The 22,474-nt window shown below is 69.9% G+C and carries 26 protein-coding genes; 7 read left to right on the top strand and 19 right to left on the bottom strand.

All coding sequences use genetic code 11. The features are described from left to right. Positions 1–37: 37 nt before the first annotated feature. Entirely contained in the window at positions 38–2,362 is a 2,325-nt protein-coding gene (locus IG99_RS40255) for an ABC transporter permease (protein ID WP_037683365.1), read from the top strand. Between the two features lie 108 nt (positions 2,363–2,470). On the opposite strand, the gene IG99_RS40260 is transcribed toward IG99_RS40255, so the two are convergent. After that, a complete protein-coding gene (locus IG99_RS40260; protein WP_037683366.1) occupies positions 2,471–3,421 on the bottom strand; it encodes a LysR substrate-binding domain-containing protein in 951 nt (316 codons plus the stop codon). Between the two features lie 133 nt (positions 3,422–3,554). Here IG99_RS40260 and IG99_RS40265 point away from each other — a divergent pair, with 133 nt between their 5' ends. Then, the gene (locus tag IG99_RS40265; RefSeq protein ID WP_037683370.1) at positions 3,555–4,109 is read left to right on the top strand and encodes a peroxiredoxin; all 555 of its coding nucleotides are present in this window, start codon (positions 3,555–3,557) and stop codon (positions 4,107–4,109) included. Between the two features lie 6 nt (positions 4,110–4,115). Next, complete coding sequence (locus tag IG99_RS40270; RefSeq protein ID WP_037683372.1) at positions 4,116–4,649, top strand: alkyl hydroperoxide reductase; 534 nt, start codon at positions 4,116–4,118, stop codon at positions 4,647–4,649. 25 nt (positions 4,650–4,674) lie between these two features. Here IG99_RS40270 and IG99_RS40275 read toward each other — a convergent pair whose 3' ends face one another. The 5 genes from IG99_RS40275 to IG99_RS40295 form a co-directional block, all read right to left on the bottom strand. Further along, positions 4,675–6,036, bottom strand: a complete 1,362-nt coding sequence (locus IG99_RS40275; RefSeq protein WP_037683375.1) for an AI-2E family transporter — start codon at positions 6,034–6,036, stop codon at positions 4,675–4,677. Positions 6,037–6,170: 134 nt separating this feature from the next. Continuing rightward, a complete protein-coding gene (locus tag IG99_RS40280; protein WP_037683376.1) occupies positions 6,171–6,896 on the bottom strand; it encodes an aggregation-promoting factor C-terminal-like domain-containing protein in 726 nt (241 codons plus the stop codon). A gap of 60 nt (positions 6,897–6,956) precedes the next feature. Continuing rightward, a complete protein-coding gene (locus tag IG99_RS40285) occupies positions 6,957–7,643 on the bottom strand; it encodes an aggregation-promoting factor C-terminal-like domain-containing protein (protein WP_037683378.1) in 687 nt (228 codons plus the stop codon). A 417-nt stretch (positions 7,644–8,060) separates the two neighbouring features. After that, entirely contained in the window at positions 8,061–9,386 is a 1,326-nt protein-coding gene (locus IG99_RS40290; protein WP_037683380.1) for a PhoH family protein, read from the bottom strand. Positions 9,387–9,759: 373 nt separating this feature from the next. Then, positions 9,760–10,533 (bottom strand): isoprenyl transferase, encoded by a 774-nt coding sequence (locus IG99_RS40295; protein WP_037683383.1) that lies wholly within the window; start codon positions 10,531–10,533, stop codon positions 9,760–9,762. 621 nt (positions 10,534–11,154) lie between these two features. Between IG99_RS40295 and IG99_RS40300 the strand changes: the two genes are divergently transcribed. Next, a complete protein-coding gene (locus IG99_RS40300) occupies positions 11,155–12,312 on the top strand; it encodes a winged helix DNA-binding domain-containing protein (protein WP_037683386.1) in 1,158 nt (385 codons plus the stop codon). A gap of 36 nt (positions 12,313–12,348) precedes the next feature. Here the strand turns inward: IG99_RS40300 and IG99_RS40305 are convergent, their stop codons facing one another. Continuing rightward, positions 12,349–13,140: a class I SAM-dependent methyltransferase gene (locus tag IG99_RS40305; protein ID WP_037683387.1), complete on the bottom strand. Its 792-nt coding sequence runs from the start codon at positions 13,138–13,140 to the stop codon at positions 12,349–12,351. A gap of 52 nt (positions 13,141–13,192) precedes the next feature. On the opposite strand from IG99_RS40305, the gene IG99_RS40310 reads away from it, so the two are divergent. Next, a complete protein-coding gene (locus tag IG99_RS40310; protein ID WP_037683388.1) occupies positions 13,193–13,729 on the top strand; it encodes a DinB family protein in 537 nt (178 codons plus the stop codon). A 26-nt stretch (positions 13,730–13,755) separates the two neighbouring features. Here IG99_RS40310 and IG99_RS40315 read toward each other — a convergent pair whose 3' ends face one another. Next, positions 13,756–14,628 (bottom strand): LLM class flavin-dependent oxidoreductase, encoded by an 873-nt coding sequence (locus tag IG99_RS40315; RefSeq protein WP_037683389.1) that lies wholly within the window; start codon positions 14,626–14,628, stop codon positions 13,756–13,758. A gap of 47 nt (positions 14,629–14,675) precedes the next feature. Then, the gene (locus IG99_RS40320; RefSeq protein WP_037683419.1) at positions 14,676–15,269 is read right to left on the bottom strand and encodes a dihydrofolate reductase family protein; all 594 of its coding nucleotides are present in this window, start codon (positions 15,267–15,269) and stop codon (positions 14,676–14,678) included. 108 nt (positions 15,270–15,377) lie between these two features. Between IG99_RS40320 and IG99_RS40325 the strand changes: the two genes are divergently transcribed. Continuing rightward, the gene (locus tag IG99_RS40325) at positions 15,378–15,752 is read left to right on the top strand and encodes a DUF192 domain-containing protein (RefSeq protein ID WP_037683391.1); all 375 of its coding nucleotides are present in this window, start codon (positions 15,378–15,380) and stop codon (positions 15,750–15,752) included. Between the two features lie 46 nt (positions 15,753–15,798). Here IG99_RS40325 and IG99_RS49280 read toward each other — a convergent pair whose 3' ends face one another. From IG99_RS49280 to IG99_RS40335, 3 genes are read right to left on the bottom strand one after another with little or no spacing between them, the layout of a single operon-like run. Then, complete coding sequence (locus tag IG99_RS49280) at positions 15,799–15,999, bottom strand: hypothetical protein (protein ID WP_158973341.1); 201 nt, start codon at positions 15,997–15,999, stop codon at positions 15,799–15,801. Continuing rightward, a complete protein-coding gene (locus tag IG99_RS40330) occupies positions 15,996–16,211 on the bottom strand; it encodes a hypothetical protein (RefSeq protein WP_037683392.1) in 216 nt (71 codons plus the stop codon). Before IG99_RS40330 ends, IG99_RS49280 begins: the two co-directional genes overlap by 4 nt. Then, complete coding sequence (locus tag IG99_RS40335; protein ID WP_037683393.1) at positions 16,211–16,573, bottom strand: hypothetical protein; 363 nt, start codon at positions 16,571–16,573, stop codon at positions 16,211–16,213. The genes IG99_RS40330 and IG99_RS40335 overlap by 1 nt, the downstream gene beginning before the upstream one ends. A 160-nt stretch (positions 16,574–16,733) precedes the next feature. On the opposite strand from IG99_RS40335, the gene IG99_RS40340 reads away from it, so the two are divergent. Further along, positions 16,734–17,012, top strand: coding sequence for a GntR family transcriptional regulator (locus IG99_RS40340; protein ID WP_037683394.1), 279 nt, complete (start codon positions 16,734–16,736; stop codon positions 17,010–17,012). Positions 17,013–17,123: 111 nt separating this feature from the next. On the opposite strand, the gene IG99_RS40345 is transcribed toward IG99_RS40340, so the two are convergent. From IG99_RS40345 to IG99_RS40375, 7 genes are all read right to left on the bottom strand, one after another. After that, entirely contained in the window at positions 17,124–17,765 is a 642-nt protein-coding gene (locus IG99_RS40345; protein ID WP_037683395.1) for an OmpA family protein, read from the bottom strand. A gap of 7 nt (positions 17,766–17,772) precedes the next feature. Beyond that, a complete protein-coding gene (locus IG99_RS40350; RefSeq protein WP_037683396.1) occupies positions 17,773–18,360 on the bottom strand; it encodes a hypothetical protein in 588 nt (195 codons plus the stop codon). A 34-nt stretch (positions 18,361–18,394) separates the two neighbouring features. Then, a complete protein-coding gene (locus IG99_RS40355; protein WP_037683397.1) occupies positions 18,395–18,988 on the bottom strand; it encodes a pilus assembly protein TadG-related protein in 594 nt (197 codons plus the stop codon). Then, complete coding sequence (locus IG99_RS40360; protein WP_199815719.1) at positions 18,988–19,218, bottom strand: hypothetical protein; 231 nt, start codon at positions 19,216–19,218, stop codon at positions 18,988–18,990. The genes IG99_RS40355 and IG99_RS40360 overlap by 1 nt, the downstream gene beginning before the upstream one ends. Positions 19,219–19,341: 123 nt before the next feature. Beyond that, positions 19,342–20,121: a response regulator transcription factor gene (locus IG99_RS40365; protein WP_037683400.1), complete on the bottom strand. Its 780-nt coding sequence runs from the start codon at positions 20,119–20,121 to the stop codon at positions 19,342–19,344. A 50-nt stretch (positions 20,122–20,171) separates the two neighbouring features. Further along, positions 20,172–21,566 carry a sensor histidine kinase gene (locus IG99_RS40370; protein ID WP_324606167.1) on the bottom strand — a complete coding sequence of 465 codons (1,395 nt, stop codon included), beginning with the start codon at positions 21,564–21,566 and terminating at the stop codon, positions 20,172–20,174. A gap of 14 nt (positions 21,567–21,580) precedes the next feature. Continuing rightward, positions 21,581–22,468: a DUF5936 domain-containing protein gene (locus IG99_RS40375; RefSeq protein ID WP_037683401.1), complete on the bottom strand. Its 888-nt coding sequence runs from the start codon at positions 22,466–22,468 to the stop codon at positions 21,581–21,583. Positions 22,469–22,474: the final 6 nt, after the last annotated feature.

The raw sequence follows: 22,474 nt of genomic DNA on the forward strand, positions 1-22,474 counted from the left end.
TACGGGACGGCAGGTCCAGGGACATGGAGCGCGCCATATGAGGCAGTGGGCCAGAGACCTGGGCATGGGGGCCAGGTTCGCCTTCGCCGGCGGGCGGGAGGGGTGGGCGCGGATGCTGCTCACCGCCGTCGGCGTGGGCCTCGGCGTGGCGCTGCTGCTGCTCACCACCGCGATCCCGAACGCGCTGTCCGTCCGGCACGACCGGGAGGAGGCGCGCACCGACGTCACGTTCAACAACCCGAAGATACCGAAGGCGGACGACACGCTGCTGGTCGCTGACGTCGGGACGACCTTCCGCGACAGGGAGGTGCGCGGGCGGGACGTGCAGCCGGAGGGGCCCAGGGCGCCCCTGCCGCCGGGTGTCGCGAAGTTCCCGGCGGTGGGCGAGATGGTGGTCTCCCCCGCGCTCAGGCGGCTCCTGGAGTCCGACGACGGGAAACTTCTGCGGGAGCGGTTGCCGGAGCGGATCGTCGGCACCATCGCCGAGTCCGGCCTGATCGGCTCCCAGGAGCTCACCTTCTTCCGCGGCACCGACGATCTCTTGCTCTCGGGCGACACCTACCAGGTGGCCCGTATCGACCGGTTCGGCGACCCGCATCCGAGCAAGAGCGAGACGGATCCCGTCCTTCTCCTGCTGATCCTCGTCGTGTTCGTGGTGCTGCTGATGCCGGTCGGCGTCTTCATCGCCGCGGCCGTGCGGTTCGGCGGCGAGCGGCGGGACCGGCGGCTCGCGGCCCTCAGACTGGTGGGCTCCGACAGCCGGATGACCCGGCGGATCGCCGCGGGCGAGGCCCTGTCGGGAGCGGTGGTGGGCCTGGTCCTGGGCACGGTCTTCTTCCTGATCGGCCGGGAGGCGGCCGGCTCCATGGAGCTTCAGGACACGAGCGTGTTCCCCAGCTATCTGAACCCCTCGCCCACGCTGGCCCTGTTGGTCGCTGTGGCGGTTCCGGCCGCCGCCGTGCTGGTCACCCTGTTCGCGCTGCGGAGCGTGGTGATCGAGCCGCTCGGCGTGGTGCGTACGGCGAAGCCCCCGCGGCGCCGGCTGTGGTGGCGGCTGCTGCTGCCGCTGGGCGGTCTCGGACTGCTCTACCCACTGATGGGCAATGGCCGGGACCGCGGAGAGTTCAACCAGTACCAGGTCACCGGTGGCGTCCTGCTGCTGCTCATCGGGGTGACCGCGCTGCTTCCGTGGGCCGTGGAGGCGGTCGTCACCCGGCTCGGCTCCGGCGGCGTCGCCTGGCAGCTGGCGATCCGTCGCCTTCAGTTGAGCAGCGGCACGGCCGCCCGCATGGTCAACGGCATCGCGGTCGCGGTGGCCGGTGCCATCGCGCTGCAGATGCTCTTCTCCGGGGTGGAGGGCCAGTACACCAAGCAGTCGGAGAACGACCTCACCCGCGCCCAGATGCAGGTGAGCACGCCGCACGGGATGCCGCTCGCCAAGGCCGCGGCCGCGTACGAGGCGACGAAGGGCGTGAGCAAGGTCTTCGCCTTCGGCGAGGGCTCCGTCGGCAACCGGCGCAAGGACGCGGAGAACTACGCCCAGGTCGCCATCGCCGACTGCGCCTCCCTGCGCGAGGTGGCGTCCCTGCCCTCGTGCGAGGACGGTGACGCCTTCATCATGCGGGGCGGCGACTACGAGGAGGAGTCGCGCGGCCTGGCGAAGCCCGGCAGGACGCTGTGGTTCGACCCGATCGACGGTGACGGCAAGGGGAAGCCGACCGCCTGGAAGGTGCCGGCGGACGTGAAGCAGGCTCGGTCCATCACCGACCCGACCGGGATGAAGCGCGGCGGCTTCCTGCTGACGCCGAAGGCGGTGCCCGCAGGGGCCGAACGGGGGATCTCCGGGCAGATCTACCTCGCTCTCGACCGGACGATGGAGGACGCACCCGACTACGTGCGCAACACGGCCCAGCGGCTCGACCCGCTCGTCGAACCGATGATGTGGTCGTCCAGCACGCGCGCGGACTCCTTCGAGAAGGTCCGCACCGGCCTGTTCGTCGGCGCCGCCTGTGTGCTGGCGCTGATCGGCGCGAGCCTGCTGGTCTCGCAGTTGGAGCAGTTGCGCGAGCGCCGCAAGCTGCTGTCGTCGCTGGTCGCCTTCGGCACCCGGCGCCGCACCCTGAGCCTTTCGGTGCTCTGGCAGACGGCGGTCCCGATCGGGCTCGGCCTCGCGCTGGCCTCGGTGGTCGGGCTGACGCTGGGCGCGATGCTGCTGAAGTTGACCGACACGCCGGTGAGTGTGGACTGGGCGAGCGTCCTGTCGATGACCGGCATCGGCGCGGCCGTCGTCCTGGTGGTGACGCTGCTCAGTCTGCCGCCGCTGGTACGGCTGATGCGGCCGGAGGGCCTGCGCACCGAGTGAACTCCCACTGAGCACCACATGAGCCGTGGGCCCCTTCCCTGACGCCGGGAGGGGCCTTCGCCCGTCTTCCCCACGCGACGCGCGTGGGCGAAGTCCACCCCCCGGGCATCAGCTCCCGCCGTCCACCACCCGTACCGGCAACGGCCGCAGCGCCTCGCGCAGCGCGGCCGCCAGCTCCCCGTACTCGGCGCCCCGGGCGGCCCCCGTCCGCATGGCGAGGGCGATACGGCGGGTCGGGGCGGGGGCGGCGAAGTAGCCGGTGAGCAGCCGGCTGCTGCGGGCTGTCTCCAGTTCCAGGGCGGTGCGCGGCAGCAGCGTGCAGCCGAGGCCGCCGGCGACGAGTTGGACGAGCGTGGCGAGACCGGCCGCGGTGGTGGTCACGGGGGCGTCCTCGCGGCCCGCCTCCCGGCAGATGTCGAGGGCCTGGTCGCGCAGACAGTGCCCTTCGTCGAGAAGGAGCAGGTTGAGCTCCTTGAGCGCCTCGCGCGGGATGCCCTCCCGGCCGCCGAGCCAGTGGTCGAGGGGGGTGACGAGTACGAAGTCCTCGTCGAACAGCGGCAGTTCGACGACACCGGGCACGCCGAGGGGCACGGCGAGCAGCAGCAGGTCGAGCCGTCCGGTGTTCAGGCCGTCGACCAGGCTGGCGGTCTGCTCCTCGTGCACCTGGAGGTCGAGTTGCGGATAGCGGTCGTGGATCAGGCGCAGGACGGTGGGCAGGAGGTAGGGCGCCACGGTGGGGATGACCCCGAGCCGCAGGGTTCCGGTGAACGGCGCCCGTACCGCCTCGGCCTCCTCCATCAGCGCCCCGACTTCGGCCAGCACCGCCTTGGCCCGTACGGCGAGCCGCTCACCCGCCGGGGACAGCAGCACCTTGCGGGTCGTACGCTCGAGCAGGGTCACCCCGAGCACCTCCTCCAGGGCGGCGACGGCACCCGAAAGGGCGGGTTGGCTCATGCCGATGGCGGCCGCCGCCTCCCGGAAGTGCAGGTGTTCGGCCACGGCGGCGAAGGCGCGCAATTGGGCGAGACTGGGCTGCCGCCTCTTGGCACTGGCACTCACTGATAGCCCCCTCCGATCAACTCGACCGAGTGTAGCTATTTCACTAATCAATGCTCCCTGTGCCAACATCGACAAAGTCCAACCCATGAGAAACGCCCGCAATTGGGGCGTTTCTTTGCTGCAAGGAGAGCGTGTGCTCACTGTCGGTGACAAGTTCCCCGAGTTCGAACTGACCGCCTGCGTCTCGCTGGAGGCGGGCCAGGAGTTCGAGAAGATCAACCACAAGACCTATGAAGGCAAGTGGAAGGTGATCTTCGCCTGGCCCAAGGACTTCACCTTCGTGTGCCCGACCGAGATCGCCGCCTTCGGCAAGCTGAACGAGGAGTTCGCCGACCGCGACGCCCAGGTCCTCGGTTTCTCCGGCGACTCCGAGTTCGTCCACCACGCCTGGCGCAAGGACCACGAGGACCTGCGTGACCTGCCGTTCCCGATGATGGCGGACTCCAAGCACGAGCTGATGCGCGACCTGGGCATCGAGGACGAGGACGGCTTCGCCAAGCGCGCGGTCTTCGTCGTCGACCAGAACAACGAGATCCAGTTCTCCATGGTGACCGCCGGCTCCGTCGGCCGTAACCCCAAGGAGGTCCTGCGGGTTCTGGACGCCCTCCAGACCGACGAGCTCTGCCCGTGCAACTGGAGCAAGGGCGACGAGACGCTGGACCCGGTCAAGCTGCTGGCCGGGGAGTGATCTGACATGTCGCTGGATGCCCTGAAGTCCGCGATACCGGACTACGCCAAGGACCTGAAGCTCAACCTGGGCTCGGTCATCGGCAATTCGGATTTGCCGGCCCAGCAGCTGTGGGGCACGGTGCTGGCGACCGCGATCGCCTCGCGCTCGCCGATCGTGCTGCGCGAGCTGGCGCCGGAGGCGAAGGCGAACCTCTCGCCGGAGGCGTACAACGCGGCCAAGTCCGCGGCCGCCGTGATGGCGATGAACAACGTCTTCTACCGCACACGGCACCTGCTGTCCGACCACGAGTACGGCAACCTGCGCGCCGGTCTGCGGATGAACGTCATCGGCAACCCGGGCGTCGACAAGGTCGACTTCGAGCTGTGGTCGTTCGCGGTCTCCGCCATCAACGGCTGCGGGATGTGCCTCGACTCGCACGAGCAGGTGCTCCGCAAGGCGGGCGTCGACCGCGAGGTCATCCAGGAGGCGTTCAAGATCGCCTCGGTGATCCAGGCGGTCGGCGTGACCCTCGACGCGGAGGCGATCCTCCCCGAGTAGCCGCCCGTTCGGCCCCGGGCCCCGCTCACCCCTGGTGGGCGGGGCCTTCCGCGTCGGTGACCGCGTCCTCTACCGGCGCCGCGTCCTCGGCGGGCGCCGCCGGCGCCGTCACCGGTGCCACGTCCGCCGCCGTCGCCCCTCTCGGCTGCGGGGTCTGGAGCAGCGCCGGCTCCCTCGAGTAGGCGTGCAGATAGCTCACCACCGTGTTGGACACGGCCACCAGGGGTACGGCGACGATCGCGCCGCCGATACCGGCCACCATGCCTCCCGCCGCGACCGACAGGACCACCGCGAGCGGATGGACCCGCACCGCGCGGCCGAGGATGAACGGCTGGAGGATGTGCCCCTCGATCTGCTGCACCGCCAGCACCACCGCCAGGGTCATCACCGCGGTGAACACGCCCTGCGTGACCAGCGCGACGACCACCGCCAGCGCCCCGGACGCCACCGCGCCGACCAGCGGGATGAAGGAGAACAGGAAGATGAAGACGGCGAGCGGGACGGCCATCGGCACGTCGAGGAAGTAGATGCCGAGGCCGATGAAGATGGCGTCGATCAACGCCACGATCACCGTGCCGCGCACATACGCCGTGAGCGTCGCCCAGGCCCGCGGCCCCGCGCCCGCCACACCCGGCCGGGCCGCCGTGGGGACCAGCTTGAGCGTCCACTCCCAGATGCGCTTGCCGTCGTAGAGCAGGAAGAGGGTGGAGAAGAAGGAGAGCAGGATGCCGGTGAGGGCCTCCACGACGACGGTGACGCCCTCCAGGCCCGCCGAGGTGATCGAGTCGGTGTTGGCGCCGACCGCTTCGCGCAGGTTCTTGGCGATGCCGTTGATCTGCTTGTCGGTGACGTGGAAGGGGCTGTTGAGCAGCCAGCGGCGCAGATCGTCGATGCCGTCCTGGACCTGGTCGGAGAGGTTGTCGATGTTCTCCATGACCTGCCAGGTCACGAACCAGCCCATCAGGCCGATGACGACGAATCCGAGAATCGCCGTCAGCGCGGTCGCGGGTCCCTGGGGCACGCCGACGCGCTTGAGCCGGGCGACGGTGGGTTCCAGCAGCGCGGTGAGCAACAGCGCGACGACGAAGGCCAGGACGACCAGCTGCACGGCGCTGATGACCTTCATCAGGACCCAGACGGTCCCGGCGAGCACCAGCAGGCGCCAGCCCGCCTCGGCGGCGACCCGGACCCCCCATGGCACGGCGTGCGCGGGATCAGGGCGCGGGCCGGGCGGCGGAAGGGGTTCGGCGGGCGTGACGGCGGCGGGCGGTGCCGGTTCGGGCTCGACGTCTTCGCGCGCGGCCTCGGCGCGGCGCTCGTCGAGCCGCTCCCCCATCTCGGTCAGACCGGTACCCAGCCGACCGAGCCACCCTGGCACTCGCGACATGATCGGTCCTCTTCCCCCGTCTCTCCACACCACTCGCCCCTGGAGTCGCGTGTATCCGACCGTACAGGGCGAAAGCCCCTCCCCCTAAGACGGGGAGGGGCTGTGCGGGGTTGAGCGGCCGTGGTGGCGCGGGCTCAGTAGTTGCCGTTGGCCTGCCAGTAGCCCCAGGCGTCACACGGGCTGCCGTAGCGCTCGTTCATGTAGTTCAGGCCCCACTTGATCTGGGTGGCCGGGTTGGTGCGCCAGTCGGCACCGGCCGACGCCATCTTCCCGGCGGGCAGCGCCTGGACGAGACCGTAGGCGCCGGAGGAGGGATTGACGGCCTGGTAGTTCCACGTGGACTCGTGGTTCACGATGTTGCTGAAGCACTGGAACTGACCGCTCGGCACGATCTGGCGCGCGATGGCCTGGACCTCGGCGACGCTGTACGACGACTGCTGCGGGAAACTGCCGCTGCCGACGGTCCGGGCCGAGTCCCGGCTGGCCTTGGCCGCCTTCGTCTCCGCGCGCTCCTTGGCCTCCTTCTCGGCCTTCGCACGGTCCGCGGCGTCCTTGGCGGCCTTCTGCTTGGCCACCGCGTCCTTGGCCGCCTGTACGCGGGCCGCTTCCTCCGCCGACTTCCGGGCGGTGGTGTCCGCGGCGATGGCCTGGACGTCCGCCTGCTGGGTCAGGGAGGCGGTCTGCACCTCGGCCTGCTGGCCTACGGGTAAGTCCGCGAGGAGTGTCGAGTCGCTCGCCGTCGCCTCGGCATCGCTGCCGGGCTGAGCGGTATTGCCCTGGGCCACGCCCACGACAGCACCCACAGTGGTGACGGCGGTGGCCGAGGCCACGGCGAATCCCCGCGCCGATATCCGGCTCACACGGTTTCCTTACTGCTACGAGATCAGGTGAAAGGACGGACCGATCGGTGCCACGGGGGCTCAGTACCAGCTGTTGGCCTGCCAGAACGACCAGGCCTCACAGGGGCTGCCGTACCGGCTGTCCATGTAGTTCAGGCCCCACTTGATCTGGGTGGCCGGGTTGGTCTGCCAGTCGGCTCCCGCGGAGGCGTACTTGCCCGCGGGCAGCGCCTGGAAGAGGCCGTAGGCGCCGGAGCCGGCGTTGACCGCGTGGTAGTTCCAGCTGGACTCGTGGTTCACGATGTTGCTGAAGCACTGGAACTGTCCGGCGGGGACCATCTGCCGTGCCATCGCCTGGATCTGCGCGATGGAGTACGAGCTCTGGATGGGGAAGCCGGCGGAGCTGCGGCTGGCCGCGGACTTCGCCTCGGCGCGCTCCTTGGCCTCCTTCGCCGCCTTCTCGGCGGCCTCCTTCTTCGCGATGGCGGTCTCTGCCGCCGCCTTGCGCGCCAGTTCTTCGGCGTCCTTCTTCGCACCCTCGTCCGCGGCGATGGCCTGGAAGTCGGCCTGCTGCGTCAGGGAGGCGGTCTGCACCTGGGCCTGCTGGCCCGCGGGGATGTCAGCGAGGAGCGTCGAGTCGCTTGCCGTCGTTTCGGCGTCGTTGTTCGGCACTGCGGTGCTGCCCGAGGCAACACCGACGACACTTCCGACAGCGGTGACCGCCGTGGCCGAGGCCACTGCGAATCCCCGGACCGAGATCCGGCTCACACGGTTTCCTTCCAGCATCGCCCGCTTCGGTGACCCTGGCGGACGCAATCGTGCCCCTGGCTCTGGCCTCCCAACTTCGGGGTCACGGGAGGCACGGACCCGGTGGGCAACTCCCGCGAGGGAGCGCCGCGTGGTACTCGGGCGGCATACGACGGACGTATGGAGTTGAAGGTGGTGCTTGTGTGCTGCCGTACCGCTGGGGGTACAGGTGTGCCGTATGCGGGGCCTGACAGGAACGAGACTCTGCCGTAACCAGACGCCGGGTGGCAATTCCGAGTTGCGTGTGAAAGCTCACATCCCGTTTGACGCAGGTCATTCCTGGGATCCACCGGACACAGAAGCGCCGCCCGGCTAGGCTCTTCGCCTTTGCCGGGCGGCGCAACTGGCCGTTATCCGCACCACGTTGGGCGCATTCGGTCAGACCTGTCCATCCTCCAGCATTTCGGTCACAAGCGCAGCGATCTGGGACCTCTCGGACCGGGTCAGGGTGACGTGCGCGAAGAGCGGATGCCCCTTCAGCTTCTCGACGACGGCGACGACACCGTCGTACCGGCCGACCCGCAAATTGTCCCTTTGCGCCACATCGTGGGTCAGAACGACCCGCGAATTGGCGCCGATCCGGGACAGAACGGTCAGAAGGACGTTCCGCTCCAGCGACTGCGCCTCGTCGACGATCACGAACGCGTCATGGAGGGAGCGGCCGCGGATGTGGGTGAGCGGCAGCACCTCCAGCATCCCGCGCGCGGTGACCTCCTCGATGACCTCGCGGCTGGTGACCGCTGACAGCGTGTCGAACACCGCCTGCGCCCAGGGGCTCATCTTCTCGGCCTCGGAGCCGGGCAGATAGCCCAGTTCCTGACCGCCGACCGCGTACAGCGGACGGAAGACCATCACCTTCTGGTGCTGGCGGCGCTCCAGGACCGCCTCCAGACCCGCGCACAGAGCCAGCGCCGACTTGCCGGTGCCGGCCCGGCCACCCATGGACACGATCCCGACGTCCGGATCGAGCAGCACATCGAGCGCGATGCGCTGCTCCGCGCTCCTGCCCTTGATGCCGAACGCCTCCCGGTCGCCGCGCACCAGACGGATGTTGCCCTCGGGCGTGACCCGGCCGAGCGCCTTGCCGCGCTCCGACTGGATGGTCAGACCGGTGTGCACGGGGAGGTCGGAGACCTCGGGCACATACACATGGCCTTCCTCGAAGAGGATGTCCACCTGCTCGCCGGGCAGGGTCACTTCGGACATTCCGGTCCAGCCGGAGGAGTCCGTGATGGCGAGCTCGGCGCGGTACTCCTCGGCGAGGAGACCGACCGACGACGCCTTGATCCTGAGCGGGAGGTCCTTCGACACGACAGTGACGTCGAACCCCTCGGCCTGCAGGTTGCGGGCGACCGCGAGGATGCGGGAGTCGTTGTCCCCCAGGCGGTAGCCGCTGGGCAGCACGCTGGGGTCCGAGTGGTTGAGCTCGACACGGATCGTTCCGCCGAGGTCCCCGATCGGGATGGGGGCGTCGAGACGGCCGTACCTGACCCGGTAGTCGTCGAGCAGGCGCAGCGCCTGCCGGGCGAAGTAGCCGAGTTCGGGATGGTGCCGCTTGGCCTCCAGCTCCGTGACCACCACGATGGGGAGCACGACCTCGTGCTCCTCGAAGCGGGTCAGGGCGTTCGGGTCGGCCAGCAGGACGCTGGTGTCGAGAACATAGGTGCGCCGGTCTGGCTTGTGGCGCTTTGCGCTGGTCACCACGGAAGGACGTACCCCCTCGGATGAGGTCGGGGAGCGACGGAGTGGAGCTGGGCCGGGAGGGTGGGAGAAATTCCGACCTCGAGGGTGGGAAAAGTCCCGACCGGTCGTCGGCCGCCCTGCGCGGGCCGAGGACCGGCCCTCCGGCTTGTCGTCCGTGCTGTGACCGCACGATCGGGCTGGTGCAAAGGGCCTCCCGGGCGGACGGCCCCGTGCCGTCCGCTGAGATCCGACACCCGTGGTTCGGGTGTCGACCTGCTTGCCTTATGCCCTCGAAAATGCGCCGCCATGCCACGGCATATGACGGCCGTCCGGTGAACTCCGTGTTAAGGGGTGTATCGGGGGTGTACGCCGTCCGGGTGAACGAGTCGCCCGGTCAGCCGCCGTACCGGCGGTGACGTGCCGCGTAGTCGCGCATCGCGCGCAGGAAGTCGACCTTGCGGAAGGCAGGCCAGAAGACGTCACAGAAGTAGTACTCGGAGTGCGCCGTCTGCCACAGCATGAACCCGGACAGCCGCTGCTCACCGCTGGTGCGGATGACCAGGTCGGGATCGGGCTGGTCGCCGGTGTAGAGGTGGCGGCCGATCATGTCGATGTCGACGGAGTCGGCGAGGTCCTCCATCGTGACGCCCTTGTCCTGGGCGTCGAGGAGCATCGAGCGGACGGCGTCCGCGATCTCTTGGCGGCCGCCGTAGCCGATGGCGACGTTGACCAGTATCCCGTCGATGTGGGCGGTGGCCTCCTCCGCCTCCTTCAGCTCCGTCTGCATCTGCGACGGCAGCAGGTCCGGCGTGCCGACGTGGTGGACGCGCCAGCGGCCGTCGGCGGCCAGGGTGCGCACGACGTCCTCGATGATGCCGAGGAGCGGGACCAGCTCGTCCTTGGCGCGGTCGAAGTTGTCCGTCGACAGCAGCCAGAGGGTGACGACCTCGACGTCCGTCTCGGAGCACCAGCCGAGGAACTCCTCGATCTTCTCGGCACCGGCCCGGTGGCCGTGGACGGTGGTCGAACCCGCGGCCTTCGCCCAGCGGCGGTTGCCGTCCATGATGACACCGATGTGCTTGGGCACCTGAGCGTGGTCCAGGTGGCCTTCCACCCGGCGTGCGTACAGCCTGACCAGCAGGCCGCGCAGCTTGTCGCGCAGGTTCACGTGATTGTCAGCCCCTCCGTACGGTGGCGGTCCCCGCGGGCGAAGCGTACCTCTGCGGGAGTTCGGCCGAGGCTTCGGGGCCTGACGCGCACTCACCGTCTTTTCCTGGTTACCCCGTTCCGGAAAAGAAAACGGGCCGGTCCGTGGGGGGGAGACGGACCGGCCCGAGGGGGGGGACTCCACCATAACCCTTCGTGAGGGATGTCGCGCGCATCGGCGCGCCATAACTACTCTCCGGAGTCGCCCGGCGACGCGCACAAAGGTATGGATCGGGGGATTCGGGACCGTTTCGGGGGGTGTTCATGGCCGAAAGAAACCGGATTCTCAGGGCATTCCGGCGAGATGTGGAGAGATTCCGCAGGTTCGGCGGACCTTGCGTGTCGACCGTCGAGCTCGCCCGGTTCCCCCCTACGGAGGACCCGGAGTGAACGGCCGCTTGACGGTGACAGCACCGCGCAGCCCCCTCCTCTGCGCGGTACCGCCCGCGCAGCTTTGCTGACGCGAATTACCTTGGTCTGAACTTACTCGAGAGGGGTCCGCAGAAGCGAGCCGCTCGCGATAACGATGTGGACACCCCGTGTAGGACATGTTCCGACCTAGTGCCCGCCTAGCGTTCCCCCCATGACGGTGAGAATCACTTGGGCCGAGGCGAGCGCACGACGTGTCGAACGACAGTTCCTGGCCAATCCTGTGAGCGCCGGGTCGCCCACGGCCGTGGCCCACGTGGTCGCCGCGATGCTGGGCGCGCACGCGCAGGTACTGTCCGCCGCCGAGGTGTCGGTGGGCGTACGGGCCGAAGGGGTGACCCGGTCGGACGTACGGGCGGCGCTGGGGGACGACGGCACACTGGTGAAGACGCACGGACCACGCGGGACCGTGCATCTGCTGGCCTCTCGCGAACTGGGCCTGTGGACCGGCGCCTTGACCGCGGTTCCGACCGGACCGAGCCCGCACGCGCCCGACGTGCGGCTCACCGAGGAGCAGTCCGTGCAGGTGGTGGCGGCGATCGGTGACGCGCTCGAGGGCCGGTGCCTCACGCTGGACGAACTGCACGACGAGGTCGTCGCCCGCACCGGGCCCTGGGCCGGGGACCGGGTGATGCCCGCGTTCCAGGACCTGTGGCCCCGCTGGCGGCAGGTCACACACCGGGCCGGACAGGCGGGCGCGCTGTGCTTCGGCCCGAACCGCGGCCGCAAGGTGACGTACACCCACCCGCCCCGCTTCGACCCGGTGCCCGGCGAGGAGGCACTGCGCCTGCTCGTACACCGCTACCTCCACGCCTACGGCCCCGCCACGCCCCAGCACTTCGCCAAGTGGCTCGCCGCGCCCGGCGGTTGGGCCGGCCGGCTGTTCGCCGGGCTCGCGGAGGGCGGCGAGATCGAGGAGGTGCTGTTCGAAAACGCCCCGGCCTGGGTCGCCGCGGGCGACACGGACTTCCCCGACGCACCCGTAAGAGGCGTGCGGCTGCTGCCCTACTTCGACGCGTACGTCATCGCCGCGCAGCCCCGCGAGCTGCTGTTCCCGGGGGCCGCCTACCAACGGGCGCTGGCGCGCGGGCAGGCCGGCAACTACCCCGTGCTGCTCGTCGACGGCGTGGCGGCCGGCGTCTGGCACCAACGGCGCCAGGGCCGCCGCACGACCGTCACGGTGGAGCCCCTACGACCCCTGACGACACGGCAGGAGCGGGAACTGGGCGATCGGGTCGCCCGGGTGGGTGAGGTGCTGGAGGCGCGGGCGGAGTTGGTGATCGGTGAGGTGGGGGTGGGACCGCATGCGTGAGAGGGGCGGTGAAGGCTGCGGTCAGTTGTGGCGCGGTCAGTTGTCGGGCTTGCGGGCGTCGAAGAGGTGGCGGGTGCTGTGGGCTATGAAGGGACCCTCGGACTCGATGCGCTCGTGCAGGCTGCGGAGCTGGGGCTCGTAGGCCTCGACGGTGAAGCCGGGGACCATCCAGATCACCTTGCGCAGGAAGTGGACGACGGCGGCGATGTCGTGGAACTCCATCCGCAGGCGCTCCGCGCGCAGGTCGACGACCTCCAGGCCGGCGGCCTCCGCGCCGGCGCGTTCGCGGTCGGGGTGGCGGTCGGAGCTCGTCGCCTCCGGCAGCGGGCCGAGGAAGTACTCGACGAGCTCGAAGGCGCTCCTGGGCCCGACGTGCTGGGCGAAGTAGCTGCCGCCGGGCCGTAGGACCCGGGCGATCTCGTCCCAGTGGGCCGTCACCGGGTGTCGGCTGGAGACGAGGTCGAAGGTGCCGTCCGCGAAGGGCAGCGGCGCGTCCTCGTGCGCGGCGACGACCGCGATGCCGCGCGGTCGCAGCAGCGCGGTGGCCTTGGCGACGTTCGGCGGCCAGCCCTCCGTCGCGATGGTGAGGGCGGGTGCCCGTCCGGCACGGGCGAGGGCGAAGTCCAGGACCTCACCTCCCCCGGTCTGCACGTCCAGCGCGGCGCTCGCCCCGGCCAGCCGGCCGGCCAGCGACACCGCGTACCCCCAGGACGTCCTCGCTTCGGTGGCCCGCCCCTCGAACCAAGAGAAGTCCCAGCCCTCGGTGGGCACGGCGGCGCCCTCGGCGACGAGGTCCTCGAACGTACGGTGCTGTCGGGTGGTGGTCATGGGGGAGATCGTCGCAGGCCGTTGTCAGTGCCCGCTGCTAATTTTCGGCGGCATGACGGACAACAGGAATACGGACACGACGACTTCCGAGGTCACGGGCATGCCCTACGCGGGCGGCGAGAAGGAGACCCTGCACGCGAGCCTGAACCGGGTGCGTGACGCGGTGCTGTGGAAGCTGGAGGGGCTCGACGACGAACAACTGCGGCGCCCGATGACACCGTCCGGGACGAGCCTGCTCGGTCTGGTGAAGCATCTGGCGTCCGTCGAGTACGGCTGGTTCGTGGAGACCTTCGGCCGCGAGGCCGAGCCGCTCTGGTTCGACCCGTACAAGGGTGAGGACATGAGCGCGGCCGAGGGCGAGACGACCGAACAGATCGTCGCCTTCTACGGCCGCGCCCGCGCCGCCGCCGACCGCACGATCACCGAGCTGCCCCTGGACGCCGTGGGCAGCCCGTCCTGGCGCGACCACACCGTCACCCTGCGCTGGGTCCTCGTCCACATGTTCGTGGAGACCGCGAGACACGCGGGCCACATGGACGTCGCACGGGAGCTGATCGACGGGGCCACGGGGGAGTATCCGCGGGTCTGAACCCGCGGAGCCGCCCTTCACGCCTCTCAGGGGACCAGCGGGCGTACCTCCTCCGCGACGAACCGGACGAAGCCCTCGGGGTCGGGCTCGTCGCCCGTCGGCTGGAGGATGACGGAGTCGGCGCCGGCGTCGGCGAGACGCTGGACCGCCTTCGCCACGGCGCCCGCGTCACCGGCGACGCCCGCTTCGGGCACGTCGGTGAGGCCCTCGACGGCGAGCTCGGCGTCCAGTCGGGCGGTCGCGTCCGCTCCGGTGACGGCGAGGAGATAGACGACGACCTTGTGCGGATCGGTACGTCCGGCCGCCTTCCGCCCTTCCTCGATGAGCCCGAGCGCGGTGCGCAGCCGCTCCGGTGAGGTGCCGGCGGTGAGGAGGGTGCCGTCCGCGGCCTCGCCGGACAGCCGCAGCGTGCGGGGGCCGGTGGCACCGGCGAGCACCGGCACGGGCCCGGCGGGCGGCCAGTCGAGGGCGACGTCGTCCAGCTTCACGTACCGCCCCTCGGTGGTGACCCGCTCCCCGCCCAGCAGGGCCCGCAGGGCGACGAGGTGCTCACGCAGCAGGGTCAGCGGGGACGCGGCCCGCGCGCCGACCTGGCCCATCCAGTCCTGCACACCGTGCCCGACGGTGACGGTCGCGCGGCCCGGGAACATCCGGTTCAGGGCGGCGATCTCCATCGCCGTGACGGCGACGTTGCGCAGCGGCACGGGCAGCAGACCGACACCGACGTGCAGCCGCTCGGTCCAGGCGAGCGCGGCGGCAGCCGTGGAGATGCCGCCCTCCAGGAAGCAGTCCTCCCACAGCCAGAGCTGTTCGAGGCCGGTCTCTTCGGCGAGGCGGGCGAGGGCGCGCAGTCGCTCGGGGGGAAGTTGAGGGCGGAACACAGCGCCGAGTTCGGTCATACGACCTTCCTATCCACGGCGCACTCGATCTACAACTGTTTTGTTCGTCAACCGGATTGCTCGGCCGTGCTGCTCGCCAGCGGCGGCCGCTCGTAGCGCACAAGCACGACACCGTTGCCGAAGGTCCGGCTCTCCGCGAGTCGCAGCGCGGTGTACGTCGAGGCGTGGGGGAAAAGACGGGTGCCGTCGCCGACGAGGACGGGATGCACGTACACCCGGAACTCGTCGACCAGGTCGTGACGCAGGAACGCGGCGGCCAGCCCCGCCCCGGAGAGCGCCAGGTCGCCGCTCGGCTGCTCCTTCAGCCGCCTGACCTCCTCCGGGACGACGTCCCGCACGATCGTGGTGTTCCAGTCGGCGTGTTCGAGCGTCCGCGAGTACACGAACTTGGGCTTCTCCCGCCAGATTTCGGCGAATTCCGCCTCGATGGCGGAGGCGTCCGGGGCCTGGTCGGCGGTGGGCCAGTAGTCGGCCATCAGCTGATGGGTGACACGACCGCTGAGGAAGGCACCGAACTGGCGGGACGTGTCGTTCATGTGCTGGTGCAGTTCGTCGTCGACGCGGTGCCAGCTGATGTCGCGGCCGGGGCCTTCGATGAAGCCGTCGAGGGAGATCCCCGCCATGAGGATGATGTTCCGCATGCGGTGCAAGGTAGCGGTGGCCGGCGCGGCCGGAGCTGTTGCCACGCCCTGCCGCGGGGATACGTTCGGTACGGATGCCGGACGGCGACGGTCGGGGGTGGGCTGGGCGTGAGGCTGCGGTGGCGGGACGGGTGGGGGACGTTGACGGTCCCGGACGCGGGCGACGGAGGCTTGTCGGTCCCGCTGGAGATCGCGGCCTCGTACCGGGCGCGGACCCGCGGGCTGTTGGGCCGGGACTCCGTCGACGGGGCGATGCTGCTCTCCCCCGCCAACAGCGTCCACACCTTCCGCATGCGCATCCCCATCGACGTCGCCTACCTCTCCCGCGACCTCACCGTCATCGCCGTCCGCACCATGCGCCCGGGCCGCCTGGGCCTGCCCCGCCTGCGTGCCCGGCATGTGCTGGAGGCGGAGGCGGGGGTGATGGCGGGGTGGGGGGTGCGGGTGGGGGTGACAGTCGAGATCGAGCCGGACGACCACTGACGACTTCGCCCGCTCACGGCCGAGTACAGGAGCCGACTCCTTGGCGTCACTCCTCGCGACGGTGCGGCGGGCGGTGGCAGGCGCAGTCACAGCGGCGCACCAGCAGGAGTCCTCCGCCGTACGGCAGCGGGATGTCCGTCAGTCTGCGGCACGCGCCGTGTACGTCCTCGTAGCCGGGTTGACGGGCCAGCGTGCACTCCGGCGACAGCGCCCGCATGTCCGCCGCCGCGCCAGGCCCCGGGCTCACTGCTCGACCTCGGCTCGGCCGGACTGTCGCAGGGCGGCGAGGACATCCGGCTGCGGCGGGAAGTGCACGGCGCACGCCCGGCACGCGTACACGACGAAACCCGGCCCCGAGTTCTGGTGCACCACGCTGACCACGACCGGAGTCGCGGTGGTCACCTGGCAGCGCACGCACATCCGCACGGGCGGACGGGACGCCTTACCCTCCGTGCCCATCACGCCGCCCTCTCCGCGCCGACCACATGCCGGTCGAGGTCGACGCCGAAGTCCGCCGCGAGGACCAGGGCCACACGGCGCCGTGTCTGCCGCGCCCGCTCCAACTCCCGTTCCCGGTAGGCCCACTCCGCCGCGAGCACGTAGGGACGGACCGGCGCCGTCGCCCGGCCGTCGAGCGGCACGGGCAGTCCATATGGGGAGCGGTGCACGGGGAGCCGTACGGCAGCCGGGCCGGCTGCCTCCGACTCGTGCGCGAAGGTCGGTACGGCGGCGGGGAGCGTTCCCGCCCTCCTCCTGCCGGTGCCGGGCGCGCACACGCCCAGGGCCCAGCGCAACAGCGCGTGGATAATGCTCACTGTCATCAGCTCCTCAGAGGCTGGTGGCCATGCCCCCGGACGGCGCCCACCGTCGCGGGGGTCTTCTTCCGACATCCACTCTACGACACTTGGTACGTCTTGGTACGTCCTTTCACGTGATAGGTCGTCCTATGCTGGCCTGAGCTGACCTTTTACGCTCCGGGGCATGATAGAGATCGACCGGGAGAGCATCACCCCGATGTACTTGCAGCTCGCGTCCGCCCTGCGCGAGCGCATCCGACGGGGCGAGATCCCGGTTGGCCGACGGATCCCTTCTCACCACGAGTTGGAGCAGGAGACGGGCGGGCTGGTCAGCCGCCGGACCATCAAGTCAGCGATCGAGGCGCTGCAAGCCGAGGGAATCGTGCAAGGAGTGCAGGGCAAGGGCGTGTTCGTCATCGCCATGCCCGCCGAAAAACCCGAGGGCGACGAGGCCGACGACTGACGAGCAGGTCGCTGTCAGGATGCTGGCGATCCACATCTGATGCAGACCCGCACGAGTGCCCTTCCGGATGACTGCCGGAGGGCACTCAACCCTTGCAACGCCGACACCAGTTCAGCTCCCGGATCGCGGGAACGTGACCTCCACCCGTCGGTTCTTCTTCCGGCCCTCCTCCGTGGCGTTGGACGAGATCGGGTACTGCTCGCCGTAGCCGCGTACGTCGAAGGTGACGTTCGGATCGTTCAGCTCGCCGTCAAGGACCGCCTGTACGGCGTTGGCGCGCTGGCGGGAGAGGACGTCGCCGTGGGCGGAGGATCCGAGGTTGTCGGTGAAGCCGAAGACGCGGATCCTGGTCGCGTTCTGCGTCTTGATCTCCTGGGCGATGGCGACGATCCTCGCCGTCGACTCGGCGCTCAGCTTGGCGCTGTCCTTGCTGAAGAGGACTTCGGCTTGCAGAGCGAACTTCACGTCCGCGTTGGTGTCCTCCCTGCGCTCGTCACCACTCTGGTCCTCCACGACCGACTTGATGTCCAGCACCTTGGCGGAGGCGAGGGTGACGCCCTCGGGGAGCTTGAGGTCGGGGTCGTTGGGGTCGACCTGGACGGGGGCTGCGGCGCTTGCCTCGGTGCCCGGGGGAACGCTGGGCGAGTCGTCTGCGTGGGCTGATGCGATGAAGAGATTGGACGCGACCATGACGGAGACCGCGGTGACGACCAACGCGAGGCGCGGAGTCGTGCGAGCGAGGGAGTCGGTCATGTGGCCCTCACCCGGTGATCTTGATCGTGCCGCTGGAGAACGTCGGCACCTGCAAGGTGACTTCAGCGGTGCCCGCAGGAGGAGCAGGGAACTGCATGAACACCGGGAGAGACTGGCCCGCCTCAAGAGTTCCGAGGCCCGCGGTCGTGAGCGGTCGCCCCTCCGTGTCCCGCAGGACGTAGTAGCGCTTCTTCCCCTTGGAGTCCACGAGCGTGGCGCCACCGAACGAGGGGCCGTGTTTGATGACCTCAGTTTCATCACCACTGGTCTGGGCCGGGATGACCACCGACTTGGCCCCGTCGTTCTTCAGATTGCCGCTGACGGTGACGAAGCCGCCCGAGTCCCTTTCAGCGGAGGTGATCTGGAGCAGCAGCCCTTCCGTACCCTTGAGTTCGGCCACCGGCGCCTCCGACTGCCCCTCCTGAGCGCTCGGCTGGGATCCGTCATCCTTGGAGGCGGACGCCGACTTCTCCGGCTTCTTGTCATCGCCTCCGTCTCCGCCCCCGCCGCAGCCGGCCACACCGCTGGCCAGTCCGGCCGCGACGACCAGCGCGGCCACCCCCCTGCGGGCCTTCGCAGTGAACCGAATGCTCATCGCTCTGCTTCCTTCTCCACTCGTCGTTCGCTTGTCAGTCGGCCAGGTGGACGTCGAAGAGGTCCTCGGGCTTCGGGAGGCTCTTACTGTCAGCCGGGTCCGGGGTCCACTTCCCGCTGCCCTTGCAGGTGAGCTGGGGCAATGCGCGACTTCCGGCCGGCTGGCTTGGGGGCTTGTCGCAGAGAGGCTCTATGACGGCCCTCGCCTCCGCCGTTGCGTAGATGCCTTCCGTGCCAGGGACGATGGAGTCTCCGACGGGCTTCTTGGCCGTGGCGACGACCTTGTAGGCAAGCGGTCCATCGGGCTCGCACGATCCGTCGGCGTCGTTGAGCTCCGCCAACTGATAAGCACGTGGACACGAGTTCGGATCATGGTCCAGCTTGCCGTCGAAGCTGTCCTGCCATTTTGCCGGGTCGAGCAGGTCCCTCAACCATTGCCCTGCGAGTTGGTCCCGAGTGTCCTGGGCCGCCGCAAGCGCTGCCGCGTCGGCTGCCGTCTGGGCACCGTTCCGGTTCACCGCGCCCTGGCCGACCGCGAGATAGGCGAACGCGAGAAAGAGCAGGCCCGCCACCACCGTGATGTAGATGGGGAAGGCCTGCCCTGCATCACTGCACCTGCGTGCAGGCATCAGGTGATTTCGTTGATCTTCTGCTGAATCTTGTTGAGGATCGTCTGCCCGATGTTGGTGCCGGTGATCGCCAGCACAATCGCCACAACTACCGCGATGATGCCCAGGTACTCGACCGCGGTCTGCCCCTTGTCGCCACCACGCCGCCGAACCGCCTCGACCGTCGTGTTCTTCCAGCCGCTCACGCGCACCTTGGCCGCGACGGCCGTCTTCAGCATCAGGTCGCTCATGGTGTTCCCTTCCGGGGGTCGCCTTACCGGGACCGTAAGCCGAAGATCCCCGTTCCCCCCAGGGCCCCAGGGCCCAATCCCGGACCCAGTCGAGGCCCAACCCCCCGCGCCGGCTCACGCTCCTCACCGCTCCCCCCGCCACTTCGCCGTCGCCTCCGTGCGGCTCGTGCTGTGGAGCTTGGCGAAGATGCGGTTGATGTGGTTCTTGACGGTCTTCTCGCTGATGAAGCAGGTGGCGGCGATCTGCTGGTTGGTCATGCCGGATGCGATGAGGTCCATGATCTCCGCCTCCCTCGCGCTGAGCCGGAACCTCGACCGTGCCGATGAAGACTGTCCCACAGATGGTTGCAGTTGCGAAAGCACTTTCTCGATACTCGCTGAAACAGGGGGAGTAGAGGTATTTTCATCATGTGCACCCGCACTCCCCGCGCTCCCCGCACTCTCCTGGAGATGCGCCAACAGCGCCGCCGCCGCCGTCGGCGTGAAGTGCGGGCGGCCCCGCCTGATGTCCCGTACCGCGGCGACCAGCTCGTCCACCGTGAACTCGCCGTGGACCAGATAGCCGCCCGCGCCTCTCCGCAACGCCTCCCGCACGATCTCCGACTCGCCGCTGTAGGTGAGCATCATGACCGGGGCGAGGCGGACCAGGTGCGGGAGTGCCTCGATGCCGTCGACGCCGGGCATGCGGACGTCCAGGAGGACCACGTCGGGGCGGTGGAGGTGGGCGGCCGTGTACGCCTCGCGGCCGTCGGCGGCCTCCGCCACGACCGTGATGTCCTCGCGGCCGGAGAGGAGTGCCGTCAGGCCCGCGCGGACGACGGGGTTGTCGTCGGCGACGACCACCCGCAGCGGGGCGGGCGGCGGGGAGTCCTCGAAGGGGCTCGGTGGGGGTGGCTTTGGCATCGGGCGGCCTCCTCTCGTCTTGTCCGTTCCCGTCGGGCGTTCCCGTCAGTTCATACGTGGGCGGCGGCCCCGGACGTCACCGTGCCCAGCGGGAGTTCCAGGCGGACCTCCGTGCCCGTGGGGTGCGTACCGCGTCCGATGCGGAGGCCTGCGCCCACCAAGGCGGCCCGTTCGACCATGCCCACCAGGCCGAAGTGGCCAGTGCGGCACAGTCGTTCGAGGCTGGTGCCGGGAGGCAGCCCGCGTCCGTCGTCGTAGACCGTCACCCGCAGACAGCCTTCGTGGACGCCCACCTCCACCTCGACCCGGGAGGGGGACGCGTGGCGGTGGGCGTTGTCCAGGGCCTCCGCGGTGATCGTGAGCAGGTGGCGGGCCACCGCCGACGGAACACGCGGGACGGGCCCCGAGCCCGTCGGACGGTATGTCGCCGGAACACCCGTGCGGGTGCTGAAGTCCGCCGTACGCCGGGACAGTTCCGTCAGTACGTCCGTACCCGTCTCTGTGTCGGGCTCGCTGCGTAGGTCCGCCAGGAGCTCCCGGGACTCGGCGGCGGCGCGGCGGGCGCAGCGGGCGACGAGTTCGGCCTGCTGCCGGACCAGGGCCGGGTCCGGGCGGCCTGCGCCGGCCGAGGCGGCGAGGCCGTCGGCGGCCAGGGCCACACCGTGCAGGGTCTTGGCGACGGAGTCGTGCATCTCGCGGGCCAGGCGGGCGCGTTCGGCGCCGACCGCCTCCGTCGCCGCGAGCCGGGCGCGGACCTCGGTCAGGGCCTGGGTGGCGGTGCCGAAGCGGAGCATCAGGCCGCGCAGGCTGGAGCCGACCGCGCCGGTGATGACGCAGAAGCCGGGCAGCAGCAGGGTCTCGGCGGGGGTGGAGCCGAGGCCCTTGGTGGTGGTGCAGACGAGCAGCAGTATCAGCGACTGGAGGGAGGCGAAGAAGGCCGCTCCGCGCCAGCTGTAGACGATGCCGGCGAGGAGAGGGGTGCAGACGCTGACGTAGGCGAGGGTGGTGTCCGGGCCGGCGGAGATGAGCAGGAGCGAGCCGAAGAGGGTGTCCGCGGCGAGGAGGGCGGGGTGGCGCAGGAGGAGGGGGCCGAAGCGTTCCCAGTCGCGGAACAGGACGTAGGAGCCCATGAAGGTGAGGATCACGGCGGTGGCCACGAGGCGGGTGGGGACACCGGGGGCGGCGTTGAGGAGGGCGGCCGGAGCGGCCAGCGCGATCATGGCCAGCCGGAAGCCGAAGACCTGCCGGCACATGGCTTGCACCGCGTTCACCTGGAGTGGGACGGCGGGGGCGACTGGTTCCTGCGGGACGTCACTGTCGACAGCCGCTGAGGTGTCGTTCAGCGGCACCGGCCGCCCCTCCAGCACCCACCTCCCTGCCGGCTCCTGAAGCTCGGGCAGCTCCCGCCGCCCCGCCGTCTCCGCCCGGTCCCTCGTCGTCGTCATCGCGTCGCCCTCCCCTACTCGCCCGTGAGCGTGCCGAAGTCCGTGCCGGAGCCCAGGAGAAGGCCCGCGCCGAGCAGGAGCATGGTGGCCGGGACCATGAACGTGGTGATCATCATGGTGGCCTTGGGTACCGCGCGAGCGGCCTTGCGACGGGCGTTCTGCGCGTCGGTGCGGCGCATGTCCTTGGCGATGGAGACGAGCGTGTCGACGATCGGCGCGCCCAGTTCCTCGCCCTGCTGGAGTGCCGTGACGAACATGGCGACCTGCTCGGAGTCGTTGCGGCGGCGCAGTTCCGCGAAGGCCTCACGGCGACTCATGCCGAGGTCCATCTGGCGGAGCGTGATGCGGATCTCGTCCGCCCACGGGCCCTCGTAGCGTGACGCCACTCGATCGAGTGCCTGGCGGAAGCCGAGGCCCGCGCTGACGACCACCGCGAGGACGTCGAGGAAGTCGGGGAGGGTGCGCTCGATGACGTCCTTGCGGATGCGGATCGCCGACCAGATGCCGACCTCCGTCCAGAACGCCCCGAAGGCCAGCAGGAGCAGGGCCACGAAGAAGTTGCCCCGCAGGAGGAACACCAGGAAGCCCGTGCCACCGAGTGCGCCGTAGACCGCGCGGCGGGCCGCGTAGCGGTCGATCGTGAGGCCGCCGGGGTTGCCGGCCAGGTCTATCTTGCGGCGGTACTTGGCGACCTGCTTGGGGCCCATGAGGCGCAGTACGGCGGGTGCGTAGCGCATGCCCATGCGGTCGACGACGGAGTCGACGGCGCCGGTGCGGGTGGCACCGACCTCCAGGGCGAGGGCCAGGTCGGAGGGCAGCTTGGCGTCCGCGCGGTACATCCGGATGCCGGCGAAGGCGCCCCAGACGCTCAGCCCCATCAGCAGTGCCAGCAGAAGTCCCATGGTCGC

Origin of the sequence: Streptomyces griseus subsp. griseus, from assembly GCF_000720255.1 — a bacterium.
GTDB classification, from domain to species: Bacteria; Actinomycetota; Actinomycetes; order Streptomycetales; family Streptomycetaceae; genus Streptomyces; species Streptomyces griseus_I.